The following is a 22778-nucleotide window of genomic DNA, read 5'->3' on the forward strand; positions in this document are numbered from 1 at the left end:
AATTCTCGGTAATACGCTGTTAAGTTTTTAGGGAGAGTGTATTGAAAATTAGTGATTTCATTTTTCGGTTTCCTACGTGCGGATTGACAAGGAATGATGCAATTTGTCGTGTTAGATTGTTCGTTGCGAATGACAATACTATATATACTGTACTAAAACTGGTGCAGTTACAATGAGATTAGACAGGCCGTCGAATCAGGGGGAACCAAGTACAACTCATTTATAGGGCCCCAGAGAAACTTACAAGTAGACCCAAATAAAGATATCAACTTACATACAATCGTCATAGGCGGGAGAAGCAACGACGATCTTAAAGAAAGTCGTCTTCGACATGACTATGAGCGAGGAAACTCGCCGTCTATACGAGTTGAGTCTTGGGATAGCTGGATAAATAAATCCCGACGAAAGTAAACTTGACAAAGCGCTGTTGTCGGATTGGTTTTCCGCTGCGCTCCAAACTAGCCGCATTCAGCATAATAATTTTAAGGAGAAATCAATAATGGCTCGGACGTCTGGCGCAAAAAACATACAAAAATTTGAAAATAGAAAAGAGGTTAGTTCAACAAGTAGTAAGAAGATTAAGCACTTAGCTCAATCTAGTAAATCGAGTGCTTTAGATCAGTTTAAGGCTTTACTAAAGCATCAGAAGAATTATCTAAATTGGTTGGAAAGTAGGCATACTGCTCTCAACGAAGCAAGAAAAGAACTTGCTGAACTCAAATCACAGAGTTATCGCGGACCAAAAGATGATACATATAGAAAGTACAAGTGGTACGCCGAGCACAATGCTTTACTCGAAGCTATAAATGGCTTTGAAGTATTTTATAAAAACAGTCTAATCAACTTGGCAAAAATTATTAGGCATTATGTTCCCGCAGAAAAACTAAGTGGAGCAGTCGACGTGAAAGTCCTATGGGGCCTCACCAAAGCTTCAGTTCCTGAATTAGTATTTGAACATCAACTTTATCATGACCTCGATAATGTGGATAAGGCCTGCTTCGCGCTTATAGGCTCCAAAAGATACAATAAGAACAGTCCAAGATCTAATCTTCGAGAATTAAATTTAGCTTTACAGGCAATATTTCAGGTGAGGCATACTCTTTCTCATAACCATGGTGTTATTACTATAAGTGATAAATCTAAATTAAAAATTTTGGGCTATGATGCAACGACGAAAGAGGTAATTGACCCAAGTAAAGATACATTGGGGTTATCTATTACAAGACTTTTAGAGCAAGAGTCTAAGGGCTTTACTTCATGGTTATTAGATAAAACAGCAGACTACCTTAAAGATCAAGTTGATACTCGCGGGTTAGAGTTAGATAAAACAATACATATCCGACTCCAAAAACTATTAGGGAACAATAAAAAACTTGATAATTTGAGCTGGGTATAACAAGTACTTTAAGATGGATTCGCAACGCTCGTCGGTTTTGGTTAGAATTGATTTTAGCGTTTACGATATAATAATAGGGTGTTGTAGCTGTGTCACTCACTACTTAAGCGGGCATTACGTAGGTCTACTTCTAGCACAATCAGCCCTTCTGTTCAGTAAGTCGGCATAAGCGAAGCGCCATTCGACTTTCTAACAGTTGGCTGTTAAGTTCTGTCTTTATTACCCCAGCAAAAGGCTGCTCCGACAGCCACCGTTCAAATCGGTAACTGTCGGTACGTATGGAGTATGCCTAAAAAAAAATGAAGCCTGTTTATTGCTTGAGGTGCTTTTTAAGCAATTGACTCGTTGATTTCTTTCAATGTTTGAACAGGGTCTTGCGCTTGTGTAATTGGTCGGCCTATGACTAAGTAATCACTGCCAGCCGCTACGGCTTTTTGTGGGGTCATAATACGTTTTTGGTCACCTGCATCACTTCCAGCTGGACGAATACCTGGTGTCACGAGTTTGAACTCTTCACCTAATTGAGACTTTAACAACTGCGCTTCTTGCGCTGAACACACTACGCCGTCAAGCCCAGCTTCTTTCGCCAACTTCGCTAAATAAACCACTTGCTCTTGAGGGGTTTTCTCAATACCTAAACGTAACAGTTGGCCCTGATCCATGCTGGTCAGTACCGTCACTGCAATCAGTAATGGCGCTTTATCACCGTACTTTTCAAGCGCTTCTTTGGCCTTTTGCATCATTTCAAAACCACCGCTGGCGTGCACATTAACCATCCACACACCAAGCTCTGCCGCAGCAGTTACAGCTTTGGCAACTGTATTTGGAATATCGTGAAATTTTAAATCTAAAAATACATCAAACCCAAGCGCGACCAATTCTTTTACGAACTCAGGACCAAAGTAAGTAAACATCTCTTTACCTACTTTCAAACGACACTGAGAGGGAGAAAGCTGTTTAACAAACGTTAATGCCGCTTGCTTGTCGTCATAATCTAGAGCGATAAGTACTTTTTTTGAATCTGTTTGAGACATAGTATTCCTAAGTTACCCTGAGGTTTGAAAATAAGTTAAGGCTATGAGTGGGCGATATTATACCAAAAGTTTGCCAGTTGGCCTGAGCTTTTATTAATTTTCGATTAATAGCCATCAAGGCCTTTGCTGGGACCAATCGTTTCCCAATGCTTACATGATGGGCACAACCAATACAGCTTGTGACTGCTAAAGCCACAATGCTTACACTGATATTCTGGTTTCGTTGCGATATAGGATGTCACCAACTTGTCTATCTCGGTCAATGCCGCTTTAATCTTGCCGTTATTATTACCAAGCAATTGCAATAAGAAACTAAAGCCACGAATAGACGGCTCGCGCTTTAAACTATCCGTAAGAAATTCTACTGCCTGCTGCTGTTCACCTTTTTCAAGTAATGCTTGGCAATGCTTAATTCTGATCAGTACACCACCTTGACTAAGCAGCTCTTCTACTAACTCATCAAATTGGTCTTTAAGGTTTAGTTGTATATAACTTTGTTCTAACTCTTTGATATACAAAGGCGCGGTATTGGTCTTACTGACCACAAGTTTACGCCAGTAATAGATGGCTTTAACATGATCTTGCTTCTCAAATGCATCTTTACCTAACTCGTAGTATGGGCGAATAGTCATGTGATCGAGTGCGCAGGCCTTTTCCATAAGCTTGGGCGTATCATCAATCAAAGCCGCCTCACAGTAAAAATTTGCGATCGCTGCACAATGCTGGGCTTTGGTGAACAGTTCACTATGGGCTTCAAACATACTGATACCCTTGTGCCATTCACGCATCTGAGAATAGAGGTTTATGATAGGGTCTAGCGCCTCAACATAGCTGTCTTTAACTAAAATAACGAGGTGTTCTTCGGCACTGTCCAACAAACCAGCCAAAATATAATCCTGAGCTAACTCTAGACGACATGATGCCATATCCGTGCTGCTCAAGCTGGGCTGATTGAGTAGTAATTCATGAATTTTTATTGCTCGGTCCAATTCACCTCGTTTGCGAAACAAGGTTGCGAGCGTGAGATAATGCTCAACAGAATCTGCTGATACTTCAAGAAGTTGAATAAGGTGTTCAAGGCCCTGATCTTCTTCACGATCAAGTAAAAACTTCAGACCTTTGCTGTATTGTGAGGTAATTTGTCTATTGAGTTCGTGAGCTTGGTTTTTAGCACTGTTTTTTCCCATAACGTAGCCATACGCAGCAGCTACAGGAAGCAATAAGAACAACAGCTCAGTCATGGTCAGCGTTCAGTATTAGGTGTCATTTGACGATTTTTTTTCTTAAGCCGATAGTTTTGCCACTTCAACTTCGAAAATACCGAAACGCTTACCACACACCCAACAAATACACCGACAACAAAGCAAACACTCATTAAGGTTGATAACGGTAAAGTACTACTGGCTACTATGTAATTTACGTCGACTAGATTAGGGTTTTGAGTGCCTATCACAAATGCCAACAATATAAAAACAAGTGCCAATCCTTTTTTAGCTACCTTGATCAAGTGTTACTCCATGTATTCGGTATTATTTAAGGCTATCGTTTACACGATCGCGCAACTCTTTACCAGGCTTAAAGTGTGGAACGTATTTTCCATCCAACTCAACTGTTTCGCCTGTTTTTGGGTTACGGCCAGTGCGAGGTGAACGATAATGTAATGAGAAACTACCAAAACCACGGATCTCGATACGATCAGAGCTTGATAATGAGCCTGCCATTTGTTCAAGAATTTCTTTAACTGAGTTCTCTACATCCTTTACAGGAATATGTGCATGTTGCTCTGCAAGTTGTTCTATCAATTCTGACTTTGTCATAATGTTTCCTTAGATATAAAAAGGAAGGGCTAAAGTGCCCTTCCTGTATAGACTTATATATTAGTCTTTTTGAGCGTTTTTGAAAGCTGCTGCCATTGCGTTTTCGAACGCTGGCTCTTCTTTCTTCAACTTCTCAAGAACTTCTTTCTCTTCAGCTTCGAACATAGCTTTAACTGATAGGCTGATAGTACGGTTCTTACGATCAACACCTACGAATTTAGCTTCGATTTCGTCACCTGCAGAAACAACAGTTGTTGCATCTTCGATACGCTCTTGAGCGATGTCAGCTACACGGATGTAACCTTCAACACCTTCGATAAGCTCAACAGTTGCGCCTTTCGCGTCAACTTCAGTCACTTTACCTTTAACAATAGCACCTTTTTTGTTTGCGTCTAGGTAGTTATTGAAAGGATCTGCTTCGATTTGCTTAACGCCAAGTGAGATACGCTCACGCTCTGGATCAACTTGAAGAACGATAGCTGTGATTTCGTCGCCTTTCTTGTACTCACGTACAGCTTCTTCACCTGGAGTGTTCCAAGAGATGTCAGAAAGGTGAACAAGACCGTCGATACCACCGTCAAGACCGATGAAGATACCAAAGTCAGTGATTGACTTGATCTTACCAGTAACTTGGTCGCCTTTGTTTTGAAGACGAGCAAATTCTTGCCAAGGGTTAGCGATACATTGCTTAAGACCTAGAGAAATACGACGACGTTCTTCGTCGATTTCAAGAACCATAACTTCAACAGTGTCGCCTAGGCTAACAACTTTTGAAGGGTGGATGTTCTTGTTAGTCCAATCCATTTCAGAAACGTGTACTAGACCTTCAACGCCTTCTTCGATTTCAACGAAACAACCGTAGTCAGTAAGGTTAGTTACACGACCAGAAAGTTTAGCACCTTCTGGGTAACGACCAGCGATAGCTGCCCATGGATCTTCACCAAGCTGCTTAAGACCTAGAGAAACACGAGTCTTCTCTTTGTCGAACTTAAGTACTTTAACTGCGATTTCGTCGCCAACATTAACGATTTCTGAAGGGTGCTTAACACGCTTCCACGCCATGTCAGTGATGTGTAGTAGACCGTCAACACCACCTAGGTCTACGAACGCACCGTAATCAGTAAGGTTCTTAACGATACCTTTAACTTCTTGACCTTCAACAAGGTTAGCAAGAAGTTCTTCACGCTCTTGTGAGTTTTCTGATTCGATAACTGCACGACGTGAAACAACTACGTTGTTACGCTTCTGGTCAAGCTTGATAACTTTGAACTCAAGCTCTTTACCTTCAAGGTGTGCTGTGTCACGTACTGGACGAACATCAACAAGTGAACCAGGTAGGAAAGCACGGATTGAATCGACTTCAACAGTGAAACCACCTTTAACTTTACCGTTGATGATACCCATAACGGTTTCTTGCTCTTCGCAAGCTTTTTCAAGGCGGATCCAAGCTTCGTGACGCTTCGCTTTCTCACGAGAAAGGATTGTTTCACCGAAACCATCTTCGATTGCATCTAGTGCTACATCTACTTCGTCGCCAACAGCAACTTCTAGTTCACCAGCAGCATTTTTGAATTGCTCTGCAGGGATGGCACTTTCTGATTTCAAACCAGCATCAACAAGAACGATGTTGTTCTCGATTGAAATTACAGTACCTTTTACGATAGAGCCTTGCTCTGCTTCAAAACCCTTTAGGCTTTCTTCAAATAACTGCGCAAAATTTTCTGACATACTAAATACGTCTCATAAATTAATATTCCAATTAGCAACCATGCTGCATGGGGTAGTTAAAAAAACACCGGCATCCTGCCAGTGCATTACAAATATTAGGCTAAGCGCGATTTTTCGAGCTTACCTGAAACCACTGCATCGTTAAGTATTGCCATTACATTTGCAAATACTTGTTGAGCATCCAGTTCGGTCGTATCAATCACGATTGCATCGTCTGCTGGAACAAGTGGCGCAACTTCGCGATTCATATCACGATCATCACGGGCCATAATGTCTTGGAGCAGACCACTTAGTGTAACATCTAGCCCCTTAGCATTCAACTCTAAGTATCTCCTGTTAGCACGCTCTTCTGCGCTAGCAGTCAGATACAGTTTTATTTCTGCATCAGGAAATACTACGGTCCCCATATCTCTGCCATCAGCAATCAAGCCTTGCTCACTTCTAAAAGCTCGCTGGCGACGAAGCAATGCTTCTCGAACGCGCGGGAGCGCCGCTACTTTCGACGCTGCAGAACCTACTTTCTCGTCACGAATTGTATTACTTACATCTTCTCCTTCTAAGATAACTTTACTCTTCTTAGTCGAAGGGTCGATGAGAAACTGTACGTCTAAATTGGCTGCAAGAGGCACCAACGCTTCTTCATTATCCAAAGCAATTTGGTGGTGAAGTGCAGCAAGGGACAATACGCGGTAAATAGCGCCGCTGTCCAAAACATCCCAATTTAGTTTTTCAGCTAACAAGCGACAAACGGTTCCTTTGCCTGATCCACTTGGGCCGTCAACGGTGATAACTGGCATAGATGCCGGCATTTAAACCTCCTGAAATGCTCACCTGAAATAAATCGCGAGTATTATACGCAAGTTAAATGAATTTATCCTTAGTTACATGTAACTTTTTGTTAGATAGGCACTAAAACATGATGTTTAGAGCTATTTTAGAAACAGCTCTAAACATTGAAAAACCTTGATTAATCACTGATTGACGCTAACACGTCGAAGTAGGTAGGAAAGGTCTTAGCGGTACATCCTGGGTCATTGATTATGACTTCATGGCCACCTACCGCAACCATTGAAAAGCACATAGCTATACGATGGTCATTATAAGTATCAATATCTGTAAGGTTGATCTTGACCGGTGGGGTTATTTCAATAAAGTCATGGCCTTCAACAACTTCTGCACCTACTTTTCTTAGCTCTGTCGCCATTGCTGACAAACGGTCAGTTTCTTTGACTCGCCAATTGTAAATATTTCTAATTGCAGTTGGTCCATCCGCAAACAGTGCAACAGTTGCCAGCGTCATAGCGGCGTCTGGGATCGCGTTGGCATCGATATCTACGCCTTTTAGTTCGCCCTTGCGCACGACTAATTTTTCATCGTACCAATCAATCTTAGCACCCACTTGTTCCATGACGTGTGCAAAACCGATGTCCCCCTGAACACTCTGTTTGCCGACACCATTTATTTCAACTTCACCACCCGCTATCGCAGCAGCAGCGATGAAATAAGAAGCTGACGACGCGTCACCTTCTACCATTATACGTTTGGGAGATTGATAGGTTTGTCCACCTGTGATGCTAAAAGTTTGGTAGTTATCATTGATAACTTCAATGCCAAACTGCGCCATAACGCCAATCGTTATATCAATGTAAGGCTTAGAAACCAACTCGCCTTTTATCCTGATGCGAGTATCGCCCGCGAATAAGGGAGAAGCCATAAGCAAAGCGGTTAAAAATTGGCTCGATATACTGCCATCTATTTCAACCTCTCCACCACTTAAACTTTTGCCATTGATACGTAATGGTGGATAGTCTTGGTTCTTAAGATATTCAATATCCGCACCCAGCGCTTGCATAGCATCTACCAAATGGCCAATCGGTCGCTCTTCCATACGTGGCTCACCTACCAACTCAAACACTCCTTGAGTTGCTGCAAGTACAGCTGTTAACGGCCGGTAGGCAGTACCAGCATTACCAAGGAATAAAGGTTGTTCCGGTGTTTTTAACACGCCAGCACAGCCTTTTACTGTGGCGACAGTTTTATCCTGATTTAATGTGACATTCACACCCATTTGCTTCAACGCACCGAGCATATGGCGTATGTCGTCACTATCAAGCAGGTTATGTACTTCTGTGGTGCCCTCAGACAAAGCGGCAAGTAACAAAATTCGATTCGACAAACTTTTAGAGCCTGGTAACGTCACGCTACCAGACACTTTGGAAATCGGTTTAAGTGATAACTGTTCCATCAACTGTGCTCCTTGGCGAACTTATCCATAAACTCAACCAACGCTTGAACGCCTTCGATTGGCATCGCGTTATAAATACTTGCACGCATCCCACCAACTAAGCGGTGACCTTCAAGGGCCACAAGTCCAGCCTGCTCAGCTTGCTCTAAGAACAATCCGTTTAGGCTGTCACTTTTTAGCCAAAACGGTACATTCATCAAAGAACGACAATGCTTAGCAACCTTGTTGCTATAAAAATCTGAGCTATCGATATAATCGTAAAGAATTGCGGCTTTGGCTTGGTTATGTGCCGCCATCGCTGGCACGCCACCCATCGCTTCAAGATGTTTGAACACTTCAGCGGCTAGATACCAAGCAAACGTTGGCGGTGTGTTATACATACTGCCCTGCTTCGCTTCTATCGTATAGTCAAGAATTGATGGACGAGGTAAGCCCTCACGCTCAAGTAAGGTTTTTCTCACAATAACGATACATAAACCTGACGGGCCGATATTTTTCTGTGCGCCAGCATAAATAATATCAAAGTCATCTACGTTAATTTCACGAGAGAGAATGACTGACGACATATCCGCAACGATAGGTGCGCTACTGTGCTTTGGTACATCAAAAATTTCAATGCCATCTATGGTCTCATTAGGACAATAGTGAATAAATGAAGCCTTTTCAGGTAACGGCCACTTATCAACTGTTTGAATATCAAATAGCCCGTCTTTATCAGTACGAATATTAATGCTTTCAACAGCTGTAAACTTTGCTCCTTCTTGGCTTGCACCGCTGGACCAAATACCGTTTTCTACGTACACACCGGGTAGACCATCAAGATGTAGGTTAAGCGGCACTGCTGCAAACTGTCCTCGTCCGCCACCATGCATAAACAGAACTTCAAACTCGTCCGATATATTCATCAAACGACGAAGACTGGCTTCGCACTGTTCAACCATTGCCAAAAATGGCGCAGAGCGATGACTTATTTCCATGACTGACACACCCAGATTCTGCCAATCTAAAAACTCTTGTTGTGCTTTTTTCATTACCTCTGGTGGTAACATCGCTGGACCCGCACAAAAGTTATATACCGTCATTTTCCTCATTCCTAAACAACATAAAATTTATCAATAAAAAAAGCGGCCGAAGCCGCTTTAGTTAACTTTATTCACTCGGTGAGTCATCAGTGCTCACTGGTGTGCCCTCAGGTGCTGGTAGCTCAGCTCCTTCACCTTCGGGAAGCTCTTCAACTGCTATTTCCTCGATACGTTGTAAACCAACTACTTGCTCGTCGTCAATAGTTCTGATCAAAATAACACCTTGGGTGTTACGACCGACAGTTGAAACTTCGCTGACTCGGGTACGAACTAATGTACCACGGTTTGAAATCAGCATGATTTCGTTACTATCATCAACCTGAACAGCTCCAACTACGGCACCGTTTCGCTCGCTTACTTTAATCGACACAACACCTTGTGTAGCTCGGCTCTTCGCAGGGTAGTCAGCCAATGGCGTACGTTTACCATAACCATTTTCGGTCACAGTAAGAATTGCACCATCCGTCTTAGGCACGATAAGAGATACCACTTTTACATCATCTGGCATCTTAATACCGCGTACACCTGTTGCAGTACGGCCCATTGGACGTAACGCTAACATCTCTTCACCAGTTTCTGGATCAATTTTAACTTCACCAGTTTCTGAGTCACGTAGCTTCTCATTGAAGCGCACTACTTTACCGTGATCAGTGAATAACATGATGTCGTTACTGCCATCAGTAATATCTGCGCCGATCAAGCAATCGCCTTCGTTTAGGTTGATTGCAATGATACCGCTTGCACGCTGGCGGCTGTATGCTGTAAGTGGTGTCTTCTTAACGGTACCGTTTGCGGTCGCCATTAATACATATTTATCTTCTTCGTATTCACGTACAGGCAAGATAGTCGTAATACGTTCATCAGCTTCAAGCGGCAACAAGTTGACGATAGGCTTACCACGCGCAGCGCGTGATGCTAAAGGCAACTGATATACTTTCAACCAGTACATGCGACCAGCAGTTGAGAAACATAAAATCGTGTCATGGGTATTGGCAACTAATAAGCGCTCAATGAAATCTTCATCTTTCATTCGCGTTGCAGCTTTACCTTTACCACCACGACGTTGTGCTTCATAGTCGCTAAGCGGCTGGTACTTCACATAACCTTCATGCGATAAAGTAACAACAACGTCTTCTTCGTTGATTAAGTCTTCAAGACTAATGTCATGCGCAGCAGCGCTGATCTCTGTACGACGTTCATCACCGTATGTTTCTTTGATGATAACCAACTCATCGCGGATCACTTCCATCAAGCGCTCTGGTGAAGAAAGAATGTAAAGTAGCTCAGCGATAAGGTCTAACAGTTCTTGATATTCAGCTAGGATCTTCTCATGCTCTAGACCCGTTAGCTTATGTAAGCGTAAGTCCAAGATTGCCTGTGCTTGTTGCTCTGACAGATAATACTGGCCATCGCGGATACCGAGTTCAGCCGCTAACCAATCAGGACGTGCAACGTTGTCTTCACCCGCTTTTTCAAGCATTGTTTTGACTGTACCTAGCTCCCAAGGGCGATCAATTAACGCCTGTTTAGCTTCTGCTGGGCTTGGAGATTTGCGGATCAGTTCAATGATAGGGTCAATGTTTGCAAGCGCAATCGCTAAACCTTCTAGGGTATGCGCTCTATCACGTGCTTTACGTAAATCAAATACCGTACGACGTGTTACTACTTCGCGACGGTGGACAATGAAGGCTTCAAGCATTTCTTTTAAGTTGAAACACTTAGGCTGATTGTTATCAAGCGCAACCATGTTCATACCAAACACTGTCTGTAACTGAGTTTGTGCATAGAGGTTGTTAAGAATCACTTCCCCTACTTCACCGCGCTTAATTTCAATTACAATACGCATACCATCTTTATCAGATTCGTCACGTAGCGCGCTAATACCTTCTATTTTCTTCTCTTTTACAAGCTCTGCGATTTTTTCAATTAATCGAGCCTTGTTCACTTGATACGGGATTTCGTGAACGATGATAGTTTCACGACCCGTTTTTTCGTCTACTTCGATTTCCGCACGGGCACGAATATAGACTTTACCACGACCTGTTTTATACGCTTGCTCAATGCCTTTTTTGCCATTGATAATAGCTGCCGTCGGGAAGTCTGGACCGGGGATGTATTCAATTAATTCTTCAATGGTCAAGTCTGGGTTTTGGATCAAAGCCAAACAACCATTAACAACCTCAGTTAAATTGTGAGGTGGAATGTTAGTTGCCATACCTACCGCAATACCTGACGAACCGTTAACTAACAGGTTCGGTACTTTGGTTGGTAGTACATCAGGAATTTGTTCAGTGCCATCATAGTTTGGCACATAGTCTACGGTTTCTTTTTCAAGATCGGCCAGCAACTCATGTGACATTTTCGCCATACGAACTTCTGTATAACGCATCGCAGCAGCTGAGTCACCGTCAACAGACCCGAAGTTACCTTGACCATCAACCAACATATAACGTAAAGAAAAGGGTTGGGCCATACGTACTATAGTGTCGTAAACCGCACTATCACCGTGTGGGTGATATTTACCAATTACGTCACCGACAACACGCGCCGACTTCTTATAAGGCTTATTCCAGTCATTTTTTAACTCGTTCATGGCGAACAATACGCGGCGGTGTACTGGCTTTAAGCCATCACGAACGTCGGGTAATGCACGGCCAACGATAACGCTCATTGCGTAATCTAAATACGAGTTTTTGAGTTCATCTTCGATATTGACTGGCAGGATTTCATTGGCGAGATCAGTCATTTGATTCCACTTTCCTTCATCGTCTACCTCTTTTATGTCACACTATCGCGTGGCGAAGAGGTTGAGTTATTATTAATTCTGAATCGCCATGCTAACACACTTTTAAACAATTTACAGGCGCAAAGTTTTAGTGATTTTAATCTGACCCCTCTTATAATGCGCTCAGATTAACGAGGAAGTTTTTTATGACCGAACATCAAAATGTAGACCCACAAGAAATAGCCAAGTTTGAAGAAATAGCAGAACGTTGGTGGGACCAAGAGGGCGAATTTAAACCACTGCACGATATCAACCCGCTGCGTTTAGACTTTATTAATGATAAATGTCAGGGTTTATTCGATAAAAAAGTATTAGATGTAGGATGTGGTGGAGGGATTCTAACCGAGAGTATGGCAAAGCTTGGTGCGCACGCACATGGTATTGATATGGGGCAAGAACCACTTAATGTCGCGAAACTTCATAGCCTAGAAGCTGGTGTGAAAGTACAGTATCAAAAAATTCCTGTTGAAGAGTTCGCGGAACAAAACCCAGACTCTTTTGATGTTGTTACCTGTATGGAAATGTTAGAGCACGTTCCAGACCCTGCTTCTATCATCGCAGCAGTAGCTAAATTAGCAAAACCTGGCGCTAGCGTATTTTTCTCAACACTAAATAAAACGACTAAAGCTTATTTGATGGCAATCGTAGGCGCCGAGAAGCTACTTAAGCTGGTTCCCGAAGGCACTCACGATCACGAAAAGTTCATCCGACCATCTACCTTGATTAATTGGGCAGAACAGTCTGGATTGAAAGTCAGAGCTAGTGCTGGAATTAGCTACAATCCAATTAGTAAGACTTTTACACTCAGCGACGATGTGAGTGTGAATTACCTGCTCCATTTTGAGAAACTCGCATGATCCAAGCTGTAATTTTTGACTTAGATGGCACCTTACTCAATACCTGTGATGACTTAGGTGCCGCATTGAACCATACACTTGCGACTTATGGTTTGCCTCCCGTGAGTAAAGAGATATATAGCCCGGCAATTTCTAATGGTGTGAAAGCACTGCTTGAGGTAGGGTTTAAAGATGCGCTGGCCTTGCATGATGAGCAAAACCTTCGCCAAAGCGTACTAGATTACTATGCGCAAAATATCGCCGTACACAGTCATTGTTTTGCGGGTATTGGGCAACTGCTTGACGCGCTGAGTAACCGCGGGATCAAAGTTGCCATAATGACCAATAAACCAACCTTCTTAACTCTACCTCTGCTTGAGCGTATAGATGAGCTAAAAAATATTGAGGTTGTCGTGTGTGGAGACACCTTGGATGAGGCAAAGCCGTCACCGAAACCGTTATTGCATGCTGCTCAACAATTAGCCGTCAATCCAGAGCAATGTTTTTACGTTGGCGATGCAGCCAGAGATATTGAAGCCGCAAAAGCTGCCAACATGCGCTCTGTAACAGCTCTGTGGGGATACGTACCTAGCCATGAAGTTGCACTAAGTTGGAATGCGGATCTGAATTTAACTAACCCAGAATCGCTCATTGCACATATATAGTGCAAAATTGTGTTGCAAGACACTATATCTTGTGTCTTGTAACCAAAACCCCCACAAGTTGAATATAAAAAAATCAGTTAGAATTTTTTTTGAATTTGATAAAAAAACAAAACATCTTGGTTGATTTTTTTATGACGTGTTTAGCTATAAAACCTCAAAGGTTAATAGCCACTAACAGGAGTAGATTATCCCTAAGTTATCCACAATTGTGGCTGAGTTGTTCTATTGCAAATTTGGCTCATCCACACTATCTTGTGATCCACGGTAAGCCTATCACCATATATAGTGGTGAATAGATAAACAAAAGTGTGAACCGTGCGTTTACCATAAAAATACAATTCCGAAGGAATACAGGCGCAACTATGAACCAACAGTTATCTGTCAGCAAAAGAAACGGCCGCAAAGAGCCGCTTGATCTAGATAAAATCCATCGCGTGATCACTTGGGCCGCTGAAGGCCTCAGTAATGTTTCTGTATCACAAGTTGAGTTAAAGTCCCATATTCAGTTTTATGACGGTATTCGCACCGAAGACATTCATGAAACGATTATTAAAGCAGCTGCAGACTTAATAGATAAAGACTCTCCAGATTATCAGTACCTAGCCGCGCGCCTAGCCATTTTTCATTTGCGTAAAAAAGCGTATGGCCGTTTCGAGCCACCACGCCTTTACGACCACATAACTAAGTTAGTAGAAGACAAACGTTACGACCCGCATTTGTTGGTTGACTACACAGAGCAAGAACTGGATGAGTTAGACAGCTATGTTGATCATAGCCGTGACATGAATTTCAGCTACGCGGCGGTTAAACAACTTGAAGGTAAGTACTTGGTTCAGAACCGTGTAACCGGTGAAATATATGAAAGTGCTCAGTTTTTGTATATTTTAGTGGCCGCCAGCCTGTTTTCTGATTATCCAAAAGAGACGCGTCTTGACTACATCAAACGTTTTTATGATGCGATCTCATTATTCAAAATTTCATTGCCTACGCCTATTATGGCAGGTGTTCGTACGCCAACACGCCAGTTTAGCTCATGTGTATTAATTGAATGTGGTGATAGCCTTGATTCAATTAACGCCACCTCATCTGCAATCGTTAAATACGTCAGTCAACGTGCAGGTATTGGTATCAACGCTGGTCGAATCCGCGCTTTAGGTAGCCCTATTCGAAATGGCGAGGCCTACCACACAGGTTGTATTCCTTTTTATAAGCACTTTCAGACGGCAGTTAAAAGCTGTTCACAAGGCGGTGTACGTGGCGGTGCAGCAACACTATTCTACCCACTTTGGCACCTTGAAGTAGAAAATCTACTTGTGCTTAAAAACAACCGTGGTGTAGAGGAAAACCGTGTTCGTCATCTTGATTACGGCGTACAGTTTAATAAAACGATGTACTCTCGCTTGATTAAAGATGAATACATCACGTTGTTTAGCCCTTCGGACGTTCCTGGTTTATACGATGCTTTTTTTGAAGACCAAGACAAATTTGAATCTTTGTACGTTCAATATGAGCAAGACGAGTCAATCCGTAAGAAGCGTATAAAGGCAATCGAGTTGTTCTCTATGTTTGCTCAGGAGCGCGCGAGTACAGGCCGTATTTACCTACAAAACGTTGACCACTGTAATACGCACAGTCCATTTGACTCAAAGGTCGCACCAATTCGCCAGTCTAACCTGTGCTTAGAGATAGCATTACCGACTAAACCGCTGAACAATGTTAACGACCCAGATGGTGAAATCGCATTGTGTACACTTTCGGCATTTAACCTTGGTGCGTTGGAGTCACTCGACGAACTAGAAGAGTTAGCTGAACTTGCTGTACGTGCGTTAGATAACTTACTGGATTTCCAAGACTACCCGGTTCCTGCCGCTGAGCGTGCCACAATGGGCCGTCGTACATTAGGTGTTGGCGTAATCAATTACGCATATTATCTGGCGAAGAATGGTGTTAAGTATTCTGACGGTAGTGCAAATGGCCTAACCCACCGCACATTTGAGGCGATTCAGTACTACCTAATGAAAGCGTCAAATGAACTGGCAAAAGAGCGTGGCGCTTGTCCACTATTTAACGAGACAACCTACTCTCAAGGTATCATGCCAATAGACACCTACAAACGCGATCTTGACAAGATATGTGAAGAGCCTTTGCACTTAGATTGGGATGCACTTCGCCAAAGCATTAAAGCGCATGGCATGCGTAACTCAACGCTATCAGCATTAATGCCATCAGAAACATCATCGCAAATTTCCAATGCGACCAATGGTATTGAGCCGCCGAGAGGCCACATTAGTGTTAAGGCCAGTAAAGATGGTATTTTGAAACAAGTAGTACCTGAGTACGAACGCCTGAAAGACAACTATGAGTTGTTATGGGATATTCCATCGAATGATGGTTACTTAGGATTAGTTGGGATTATGCAAAAGTTTGTTGATCAAACTATCTCAGCTAATACAAACTACGATCCTAACAAGTTTGACGGCGGCAAAGTACCAATGAAGCTGCTACTTAAAGATTTACTCACAGCGTACAAGTTGGGTGTAAAAACACTTTATTATCACAACACTCGTGATGGAGCATCCGATGCACAAGATGAGCTTAAGGCTCAAGCAGAAGATGACGATTGTGCAGGCGGCGCTTGTAAAATATAAGTTTTTGGCGGGTCGTTTGACCCGCTATTTTTGGTATTGAGTATAAAATCTATGTCTTATTCTACTTTTAGCAGAAATCACAATGATCAGTTAAAAGAACCCATGTTCTTTGGCCAAACCGTCAATGTATCTCGTTATGACCAACAAAAATATCCGATATTCGAAAAGTTGATTGAGAAACAGCTGTCTTTTTTCTGGCGTCCAGAAGAAGTTGATGTCAGTAAAGATAGGCTCGACTTTCAGGGCCTACCCGAGCATGAAAAACACATTTTCTTAAGCAACCTGAAATATCAAACCTTGCTTGATAGCGTCCAAGGCCGTTCACCAAATGTTGCATTACTGCCAATTGTGTCGTTACCAGAACTTGAAACGTGGATCGAAACTTGGGCATTCAGTGAAACTATTCACAGTCGTTCGTATACCCATATCATACGCAATGTAACGCAATCTCCGGAAGTAATCTTCGACGATATCGTTACCAACGATCGTATTAATCAACGTGCGGACGCTGTTACTCGCTATTACGATGAATTAATTGAGAAAGTCTCTATATATAACCTATATGGTGAAGGTAAGCATGAGATCAACGGTGAAACCGTTGTTATCAACCTGTTTGAACTCAAAAAGCTGCTATACCTGTGCATCATGTCAGTTAATATCCTTGAAGCCATTCGCTTTTATGTAAGCTTTGCATGTTCATTTGCATTTGCTGAACGTGAGTTAATGGAAGGCAATGCAAAAATTATCAAGCTTATCGCTCGTGATGAAGCATTGCATTTGTCAGGCACGCAGCATATTTTGAACATCATGCAAGATGGCAAAGATGACCCAGAAATGGCAATTGTTGCTGCTCAGTGCCACGAGCAAGCTATTCAAATGTTCGTTGAGGCTGCCGAGCAAGAAAAAGAATGGGCAGAGTACCTGTTTAAAGATGGTTCAATGATCGGGCTAAATAAGGACATCTTGTGTCAGTACGTTGAGTATATCACTAACGTTCGTATGACAGCTGTTGGTTTACCAGCACAGTTTGCCAATAAATCTAACCCTATACCTTGGATCAATGCATGGTTGGTTTCCGACAATGTACAAGTTGCGCCTCAAGAAGCAGAGATTAGCTCTTATCTTGTTGGTCAAATCGACTCAGAAGTTGATGCCTCGGACTTTGGTGATTTTGACTTGTAATGGGTGATACACCAAGTCGAAAAATTAACGTGAGTAATGTAACTGAGCCGCTTGAATTTGCGGCTCAGTCGTCTTCCCTGTTAGAAACACTTGAACAGGCAAACATAGAAGTCCCCTATCAATGTCGAGAAGGTTTCTGTGGAGCATGTCGAGCTAAATTAGATGCAGGTGAAGTTGCTTACAATCAAGAGCCATTAGCTTTTGTAAGAGATGGCGAAATCTTACTTTGTTGCACTAAGCCGTTAACTGACATAAAACTTACGCTGATCTAAATACTGTCGAGCTAACCTAACTTTGCTAGCCTATACAACGCGGCAATGCATGCCACAAGCAAACACACCTAACGTGAAGTTATATCGCGACTAGATGCTAAATTTTGTTTCATCAATCAAAATTTTAAGCGTATGATGATTCTTGTAGCAAAGACAAGGAACTTCACATGCAACAACAAATCATCAAGCTTACTAACGCCTCTGTTCAAAATGGTGTCGCAAAAGCCGATGGAATGTTATCGGTCACAGATCAGCAATTGACGTTTGAACCGTTCAATAAACAAATTGGTATGGGCCCATACGCAATTGACCGAGCGAAAATTGTAAAGGTTGAAAAATGCCAAGGACTGGGTGCCGGTATCTTACCAATCACAGAGAGCGCCATAAGGGTGATACTGGATGATAAGCACAGCTATGAGTTCATTCTCGCCGAGCCAGAGCAATGGCTAACAATGTTGTCCAACTAGTATCGTTAGGTATTTAAAGGCCCAAATGCTCTGGGTAAAGCAAGATGGATAGCCACTATGATTGAAGACGTATTAGCATTTTGGTTTGAAGAAATTGAGCCTAAAATGTGGTGGCAAAAAAGCGCAGAATTCGATTTGTTGATCACACACCGTTTTAGCGCTTTACATACTCAAGCGAGTCGCTCGGAGCTTTTTAGCTGGCGTACAACCCCCCAAGGCAGCCTTGCTGAAATCATCGTTCTCGACCAATTTTCTAGAAATATTTATCGAAACACTCCCTTGGCGTTTGCCTCGGATCCACTAGCCCTCGCACTCGCTCAAACAACAATTGATAAGGGCTTTGATCAACAATTACCTAGCCAGCAACGTAGCTTCATCTATCTACCTTTTATGCATAGCGAATCACCACTCATACATACCGAAGCCGTGAAATTATATGAAGCACTAGGTAACAAGCAAAACCTCAATTTTGAGTTAAAGCATCAAGCTATTATCAATAGATTTGGGCGTTACCCACATAGAAACTCGGTTTTAGGTCGCCAATCAACTAAAGAAGAAATTGATTTTCTCACACAACCCGGTTCAAGCTTCTAGATATGGTTAAAGATACGAAAACTATAAGGCTATTTTGACAGCAAAACGTTAACAAGCTGTTGATTTAGTTGACTTATACGCCAGAAAGACAAAAAAACAGTCAAATTAGTTGATGTTTCCGATACAGGAATTAAAATGCAACTCCTTTTATGTAAACTATGGATTCACACGTGAAAAAATCTGTATTGTCCGCGGTCATTCTATCCGCTTTATCTTTCGCATCAACCGTAAACGCAGAGCAAGCCGATAACCAATGGCTTTGGGGCGTAAACATCAGCTCTGATAGTATTGATCCTGAAATTGGTGGTATGGGCTCTGATAAAGCAACTGGCTATGGGCTGTTTGTGGGTAAACAGTTTAACAAACACTTATCAGTTATGGGTGGCTATAAAAAGTTTGGCACACCTAGTTATGAACTATCGGGTGTATGCTTTGGCTGTGGCGCTGTGGATTTAGATATCGACCTAAGCGCGTTGTACATTAAATCGAGATTAAAAAATACTTTCGAGAATGGCTTCATGGTGTTTGCTGATTTAGCGTTTAATTCATGGGACGCGGATGCCAAAGCCTCATACTCAGGTTATTCTGGTGCAGGCAAAGTATCGGGATCTGATTTGAGCTTTGGTGCTGGTGTTGGTTACCAAAACAACCGTCATGAATACACTCTAGGTTTTGAGAGCTATGATTTTGATGGTACAGAAATTACATCTGTAAGTGTAAGCTACTCATACAGCTTCTAAGTAGTACTAGATTTTGGGGTAAACATATTTTGTGTTGCCCCAAATGGCCTTTTATTAAAGCAACTTCAACGCATGAGTTTCATAGTACTCATGTTTATCACTGACACTAATTTGATTTTGCTCGATTACGATATCCCAATGTAAGCTCCTACTAAGTGCAGAGCTTAAAGAGTCAACAAAATCTGATTCAAGTGCAAATATACTCACGTTGTCCGCATAGCTTAAGCGCTCTTTAACTGTTTCAAACCACTCGTGGTCCTCTTTGATTAGCAGTACTAGTTTTTGGAATTGTTTTGCTAAACGAATGATCTCATCTAGCTCTATTGGGCATGCATATAGGGCGACGGTAATATAACCCTGCTCATCTTCAAGCCATACATCAGGTTTTTGTTTTTCTGACATACTATTTAGATGTGCACTCTGTTCATAAGACAACGCACAGTAGCCTAACAGCTTTAACACAAAATGCTCTAATGTCTCTGCTTTTTGTAATGCCGTTGTAAATACTTCCTGGTGATTAGCATGATGGTATAAATCCGCTACATTCAAGCGCGCCTTGAATACAAATGGTTTAGCCATAACAGGTACCCTAGTCCTTAATTCACTCTAACTATAGGAGTTATGATCACAATCGCAATAAAAATTAAAAGTTATAATATAACATTATTGAATCTCAAATAAGGCAGTGTTATATTATAACAACACCAAACATTCTCATTCTAATACAAGTCGAAGATCATGATTAAGCAGTCCCTAATAAGTAGTGCCATTGTTTCCGCTTTGTTTTCAACCTATGCACTTGCAGGCGATGTAAAAGGTAAAGTCGTAGACCATAACAACCAGCCAGTAAGCGGTGCTAAAATTCATTTACACGGTAAAACTCAATCTGTAACCAGCGATAAAAATGGACAATTCACCATTGCTGTGGATTCAGATTCTCAACTACACGTTACCAAAAATAACTATATTGACGAACGTATCAACATTGTTTCAGATAACCGTTTTGTTACCGTACAACTTAAACCTAGCTCAGTAGAAAGTATTGTTGTATTTGCCTCAGCCTTGCACAAAAATAATGTCGAAATGGCCTCTCCAGTCTCTGTGCTTGGTGGGGATGAATTAAAGAACGCAGCCAAACCAACACTGGGCGAAACCTTAAAAGGCATTCCTGGTATCAATGCTAGTTATTTTGGGCCGGTTTCTTCAAGCCCTATCATTCGAGGCCTGGATGGCCCACGCGTGAAGATTACGCAAAATGGCTTAGATAGTAGCGATGCATCTCGCGTCGGCCCAGATCACGCCAATACTAACGACAGTTTATCAGCTCAACAGATAGAAGTTTTACGTGGTCCTGCCACATTGCTTTACGGCTCGGGCGCAATTGGCGGTGTAGTCAACGTTGTAGACAATCGCATCCCAAGTGATGTGATTGAATCATTAACTGGCGCTGCGGAATATTCACACGATAGTGTTTCCAATACCAATACCTATTCAGCGCTGCTAGAAACAGGTTCTAACGGCTTTAATTTTCATTTTGATGGCGTTAACCGTAAAGGTGGAGACTACGAAACACCGACCTTTGAACTCCCTTCAGATGAACACGACGAACATGGCGAAGAGTCACCAAGCGAGCACGAAGAGCATACAAAGTTTGCAAACCATGTGGATAATACCTTCATTGACTCTCAACAAATGAATTTTGGTACTAGCTACGTGAATGAGCATGTTACCGTTGGTTTATCATTTGGGCGCATAGACACTGACTATGGTGTGCCAGGCCACAGTCACGCACACCATGATGAGCACGACGAGCATGGTGATGAACATGATGCTCATGATGACGTTCATAACCAAGAACCCCATGAAGAACTTGAGCAAGAGAATGTCTTTGCTCGCGTCAAGCAAGATAGATGGCAAGCCCTATTCAACTACGCGTTACATAACCAATGGATTGAATCTGTTAGTCTGCGAGCAGGATACACAGACTATACCCATAGCGAAATTGAAGGTGATGCTGTTGGCACAACTTTTAGCAATCAATCTACAGAGCTGAGAACAAACATAGAGCATAAGTTTGGTCAATGGCATGGTATTATCGGTTATCACTACAGTGATAGTGACTACGCAGCTCAGGGCGAAGAGGCATTCACGCCATCGACGACGACAAAATCACATGCAATTTATCTGCTCGAAGAACGATCTTTTGGTGATTTTACGCTAGAGCTCGGCGCTCGAATTGAGGACTACCAACTCAGCAGTCATATTAGTGCAACGAGTCATGACAACCACGGTGACCACGACGAGGACCTTCATGAAGATGAACATGATTTTGAAAGCATTGATTACCAGCTTGATCTAACCAACATTAGTGCATCAGTAGGTGGCGTCTATCAACTCGAAGACGGACACAACATTGCCATGAATATTTCACTTCAGAGCGTGCGCCATTAACCGCAGAGCTTCTAGCAAATGGTGTACATATTGCGACAGGCACCTATGAACTTGGCCTTGGTTACCATTTTGAAGATGGAGAAGTTCACTTTGAGCCAGAAGATATCAAACAAGAAACCGCGACCAATGTTGACTTAAGTCTGCGTCGTTTTATCGGTGATTTTGGCTATACCATAAATCTATTTTACAACGACATAGATAACTATTACTACCAACAGAGTACAGGGCTGATGTTTAGCGATGAACACGGTCTTGAAATGGCTGAACACGAGCATGAAGGTGCTTTGCCAGTGTTCCAGTTCAATAGCCAAGACGCACGGCTATACGGCATAGAAATTGACGCTCATTATAAGATTGATGACAAAAATCGCGTCAAAGTATTTGCTGATAAGCTCAATGCTGAGCTTAAAAATGGTGGTGCGCTACCTCGTATACCAAGTGACAAGTTAGGGGTTAAGTACGAGTTCGCATATGAAGGGTTCAAAACCAACATGACCGTGACTCGTTATACCAAACAAGATGACATCACAGCGTATGAAACATCTACGGCTGGCTACACCATTGTTGATGCAAGTATGCAGTATGACTTCAGCCACCAAGGCATCGACTTTGTTGGCTATCTAAATCTGGATAACCTGACCGATGAACTTGGCTTTGTACACAGCTCGTTTATAAAAGATCAGGCTCCTCTGCCTGGCCGAAACATCAAATTAGGTATTCGCGCTTACTTCTAACGCTCCATGCAATGTTGACTGTCACGTTGTATGTGTCAGTTAACATTGCATTTTTTATTTGCTTGTAATTATCTGTAATAGCAATTGTAACAAAATATAACT

At 42.3% G+C, this 22778-nt stretch carries 19 protein-coding genes and 1 pseudogene; 10 read left to right on the top strand and 10 right to left on the bottom strand.

Annotation, left to right across the window (positions count from 1 at the left end; genetic code table 11):
* Positions 1 to 499 precede the first annotated feature (499 nt).
* Positions 500 to 1396, top strand: coding sequence for a hypothetical protein (locus C2M32_RS20810; RefSeq protein ID WP_234401274.1), 897 nt, complete (start codon positions 500 to 502; stop codon positions 1394 to 1396).
* A 329-nt stretch (positions 1397 to 1725) separates the two neighbouring features.
* Here C2M32_RS20810 and pyrF read toward each other — a convergent pair whose 3' ends face one another.
* The 9 genes from pyrF to gyrA form a co-directional block, all read right to left on the bottom strand.
* The gene (gene pyrF, locus C2M32_RS10135) at positions 1726 to 2430 is read right to left on the bottom strand and encodes an orotidine-5'-phosphate decarboxylase (protein ID WP_105168319.1); all 705 of its coding nucleotides are present in this window, start codon (positions 2428 to 2430) and stop codon (positions 1726 to 1728) included.
* Between the two features lie 104 nt (positions 2431 to 2534).
* On the bottom strand, positions 2535 to 3671 hold the full coding sequence (lapB, locus tag C2M32_RS10140; protein ID WP_105168320.1) for a lipopolysaccharide assembly protein LapB: 1137 nt from the start codon (positions 3669 to 3671) through the stop codon (positions 2535 to 2537).
* A gap of 2 nt (positions 3672 to 3673) precedes the next feature.
* Positions 3674 to 3937, bottom strand: a complete 264-nt coding sequence (locus C2M32_RS10145; protein WP_105168321.1) for a lipopolysaccharide assembly protein LapA domain-containing protein — start codon at positions 3935 to 3937, stop codon at positions 3674 to 3676.
* A 22-nt stretch (positions 3938 to 3959) separates the two neighbouring features.
* A complete protein-coding gene (gene ihfB / locus C2M32_RS10150; protein ID WP_105168322.1) occupies positions 3960 to 4247 on the bottom strand; it encodes an integration host factor subunit beta in 288 nt (95 codons plus the stop codon).
* A 60-nt stretch (positions 4248 to 4307) separates the two neighbouring features.
* Positions 4308 to 5975 carry a 30S ribosomal protein S1 gene (gene rpsA / locus C2M32_RS10155; protein WP_070985413.1) on the bottom strand — a complete coding sequence of 556 codons (1668 nt, stop codon included), beginning with the start codon at positions 5973 to 5975 and terminating at the stop codon, positions 4308 to 4310.
* Between the two features lie 95 nt (positions 5976 to 6070).
* Positions 6071 to 6784 (bottom strand): (d)CMP kinase, encoded by a 714-nt coding sequence (gene cmk / locus C2M32_RS10160; RefSeq protein ID WP_105168323.1) that lies wholly within the window; start codon positions 6782 to 6784, stop codon positions 6071 to 6073.
* A 158-nt stretch (positions 6785 to 6942) separates the two neighbouring features.
* Positions 6943 to 8220 (bottom strand): 3-phosphoshikimate 1-carboxyvinyltransferase, encoded by a 1278-nt coding sequence (gene aroA / locus C2M32_RS10165; protein ID WP_105168324.1) that lies wholly within the window; start codon positions 8218 to 8220, stop codon positions 6943 to 6945.
* Entirely contained in the window at positions 8220 to 9302 is a 1083-nt protein-coding gene (gene serC / locus C2M32_RS10170; protein ID WP_105168325.1) for a 3-phosphoserine/phosphohydroxythreonine transaminase, read from the bottom strand. The genes aroA and serC overlap by 1 nt, the downstream gene beginning before the upstream one ends.
* Positions 9303 to 9369: 67 nt before the next feature.
* A complete protein-coding gene (gene gyrA, locus C2M32_RS10175) occupies positions 9370 to 12048 on the bottom strand; it encodes a DNA gyrase subunit A (protein WP_105168326.1) in 2679 nt (892 codons plus the stop codon).
* 185 nt (positions 12049 to 12233) lie between these two features.
* Here gyrA and ubiG point away from each other — a divergent pair, with 185 nt between their 5' ends.
* The 8 genes from ubiG (at position 12234) to C2M32_RS10215 (ending at position 19491) form a co-directional block, all read left to right on the top strand.
* On the top strand, positions 12234 to 12944 hold the full coding sequence (gene ubiG, locus C2M32_RS10180; RefSeq protein ID WP_105168327.1) for a bifunctional 2-polyprenyl-6-hydroxyphenol methylase/3-demethylubiquinol 3-O-methyltransferase UbiG: 711 nt from the start codon (positions 12234 to 12236) through the stop codon (positions 12942 to 12944).
* A complete protein-coding gene (locus C2M32_RS10185; protein ID WP_105168328.1) occupies positions 12941 to 13588 on the top strand; it encodes an HAD family hydrolase in 648 nt (215 codons plus the stop codon). The genes ubiG and C2M32_RS10185 overlap by 4 nt, the downstream gene beginning before the upstream one ends.
* 362 nt (positions 13589 to 13950) lie before the next feature.
* A complete protein-coding gene (nrdA, locus tag C2M32_RS10190; RefSeq protein WP_105168329.1) occupies positions 13951 to 16236 on the top strand; it encodes a class 1a ribonucleoside-diphosphate reductase subunit alpha in 2286 nt (761 codons plus the stop codon).
* Between the two features lie 51 nt (positions 16237 to 16287).
* The gene (nrdB, locus tag C2M32_RS10195) at positions 16288 to 17418 is read left to right on the top strand and encodes a class Ia ribonucleoside-diphosphate reductase subunit beta (protein WP_105168330.1); all 1131 of its coding nucleotides are present in this window, start codon (positions 16288 to 16290) and stop codon (positions 17416 to 17418) included.
* A complete protein-coding gene (yfaE, locus tag C2M32_RS10200; RefSeq protein ID WP_105168331.1) occupies positions 17418 to 17690 on the top strand; it encodes a class I ribonucleotide reductase maintenance protein YfaE in 273 nt (90 codons plus the stop codon). The genes nrdB and yfaE overlap by 1 nt, the downstream gene beginning before the upstream one ends.
* Before the next feature lie 167 nt (positions 17691 to 17857).
* Entirely contained in the window at positions 17858 to 18157 is a 300-nt protein-coding gene (locus C2M32_RS10205) for a hypothetical protein (protein WP_105168332.1), read from the top strand.
* 57 nt (positions 18158 to 18214) lie between these two features.
* Positions 18215 to 18751, top strand: coding sequence for a DUF924 family protein (locus tag C2M32_RS10210; RefSeq protein WP_199886147.1), 537 nt, complete (start codon positions 18215 to 18217; stop codon positions 18749 to 18751).
* 170 nt (positions 18752 to 18921) lie between these two features.
* The gene (locus C2M32_RS10215) at positions 18922 to 19491 is read left to right on the top strand and encodes an outer membrane beta-barrel protein (RefSeq protein ID WP_158678198.1); all 570 of its coding nucleotides are present in this window, start codon (positions 18922 to 18924) and stop codon (positions 19489 to 19491) included.
* Between the two features lie 54 nt (positions 19492 to 19545).
* Here C2M32_RS10215 and C2M32_RS10220 read toward each other — a convergent pair whose 3' ends face one another.
* The gene (locus C2M32_RS10220; RefSeq protein WP_105168335.1) at positions 19546 to 20070 is read right to left on the bottom strand and encodes a YaeQ family protein; all 525 of its coding nucleotides are present in this window, start codon (positions 20068 to 20070) and stop codon (positions 19546 to 19548) included.
* Between the two features lie 159 nt (positions 20071 to 20229).
* Between C2M32_RS10220 and C2M32_RS10225 the strand changes: the two are divergent.
* A pseudogene (locus tag C2M32_RS10225) lies at positions 20230 to 22676 on the top strand (TonB-dependent receptor).
* The last annotated feature ends 102 nt before the right edge of the window (positions 22677 to 22778 follow it).

The sequence above is a fragment of the Pseudoalteromonas sp. T1lg23B genome (genome assembly GCF_002964665.1).
Lineage (GTDB): Bacteria > Pseudomonadota > Gammaproteobacteria > Enterobacterales > Alteromonadaceae > Pseudoalteromonas.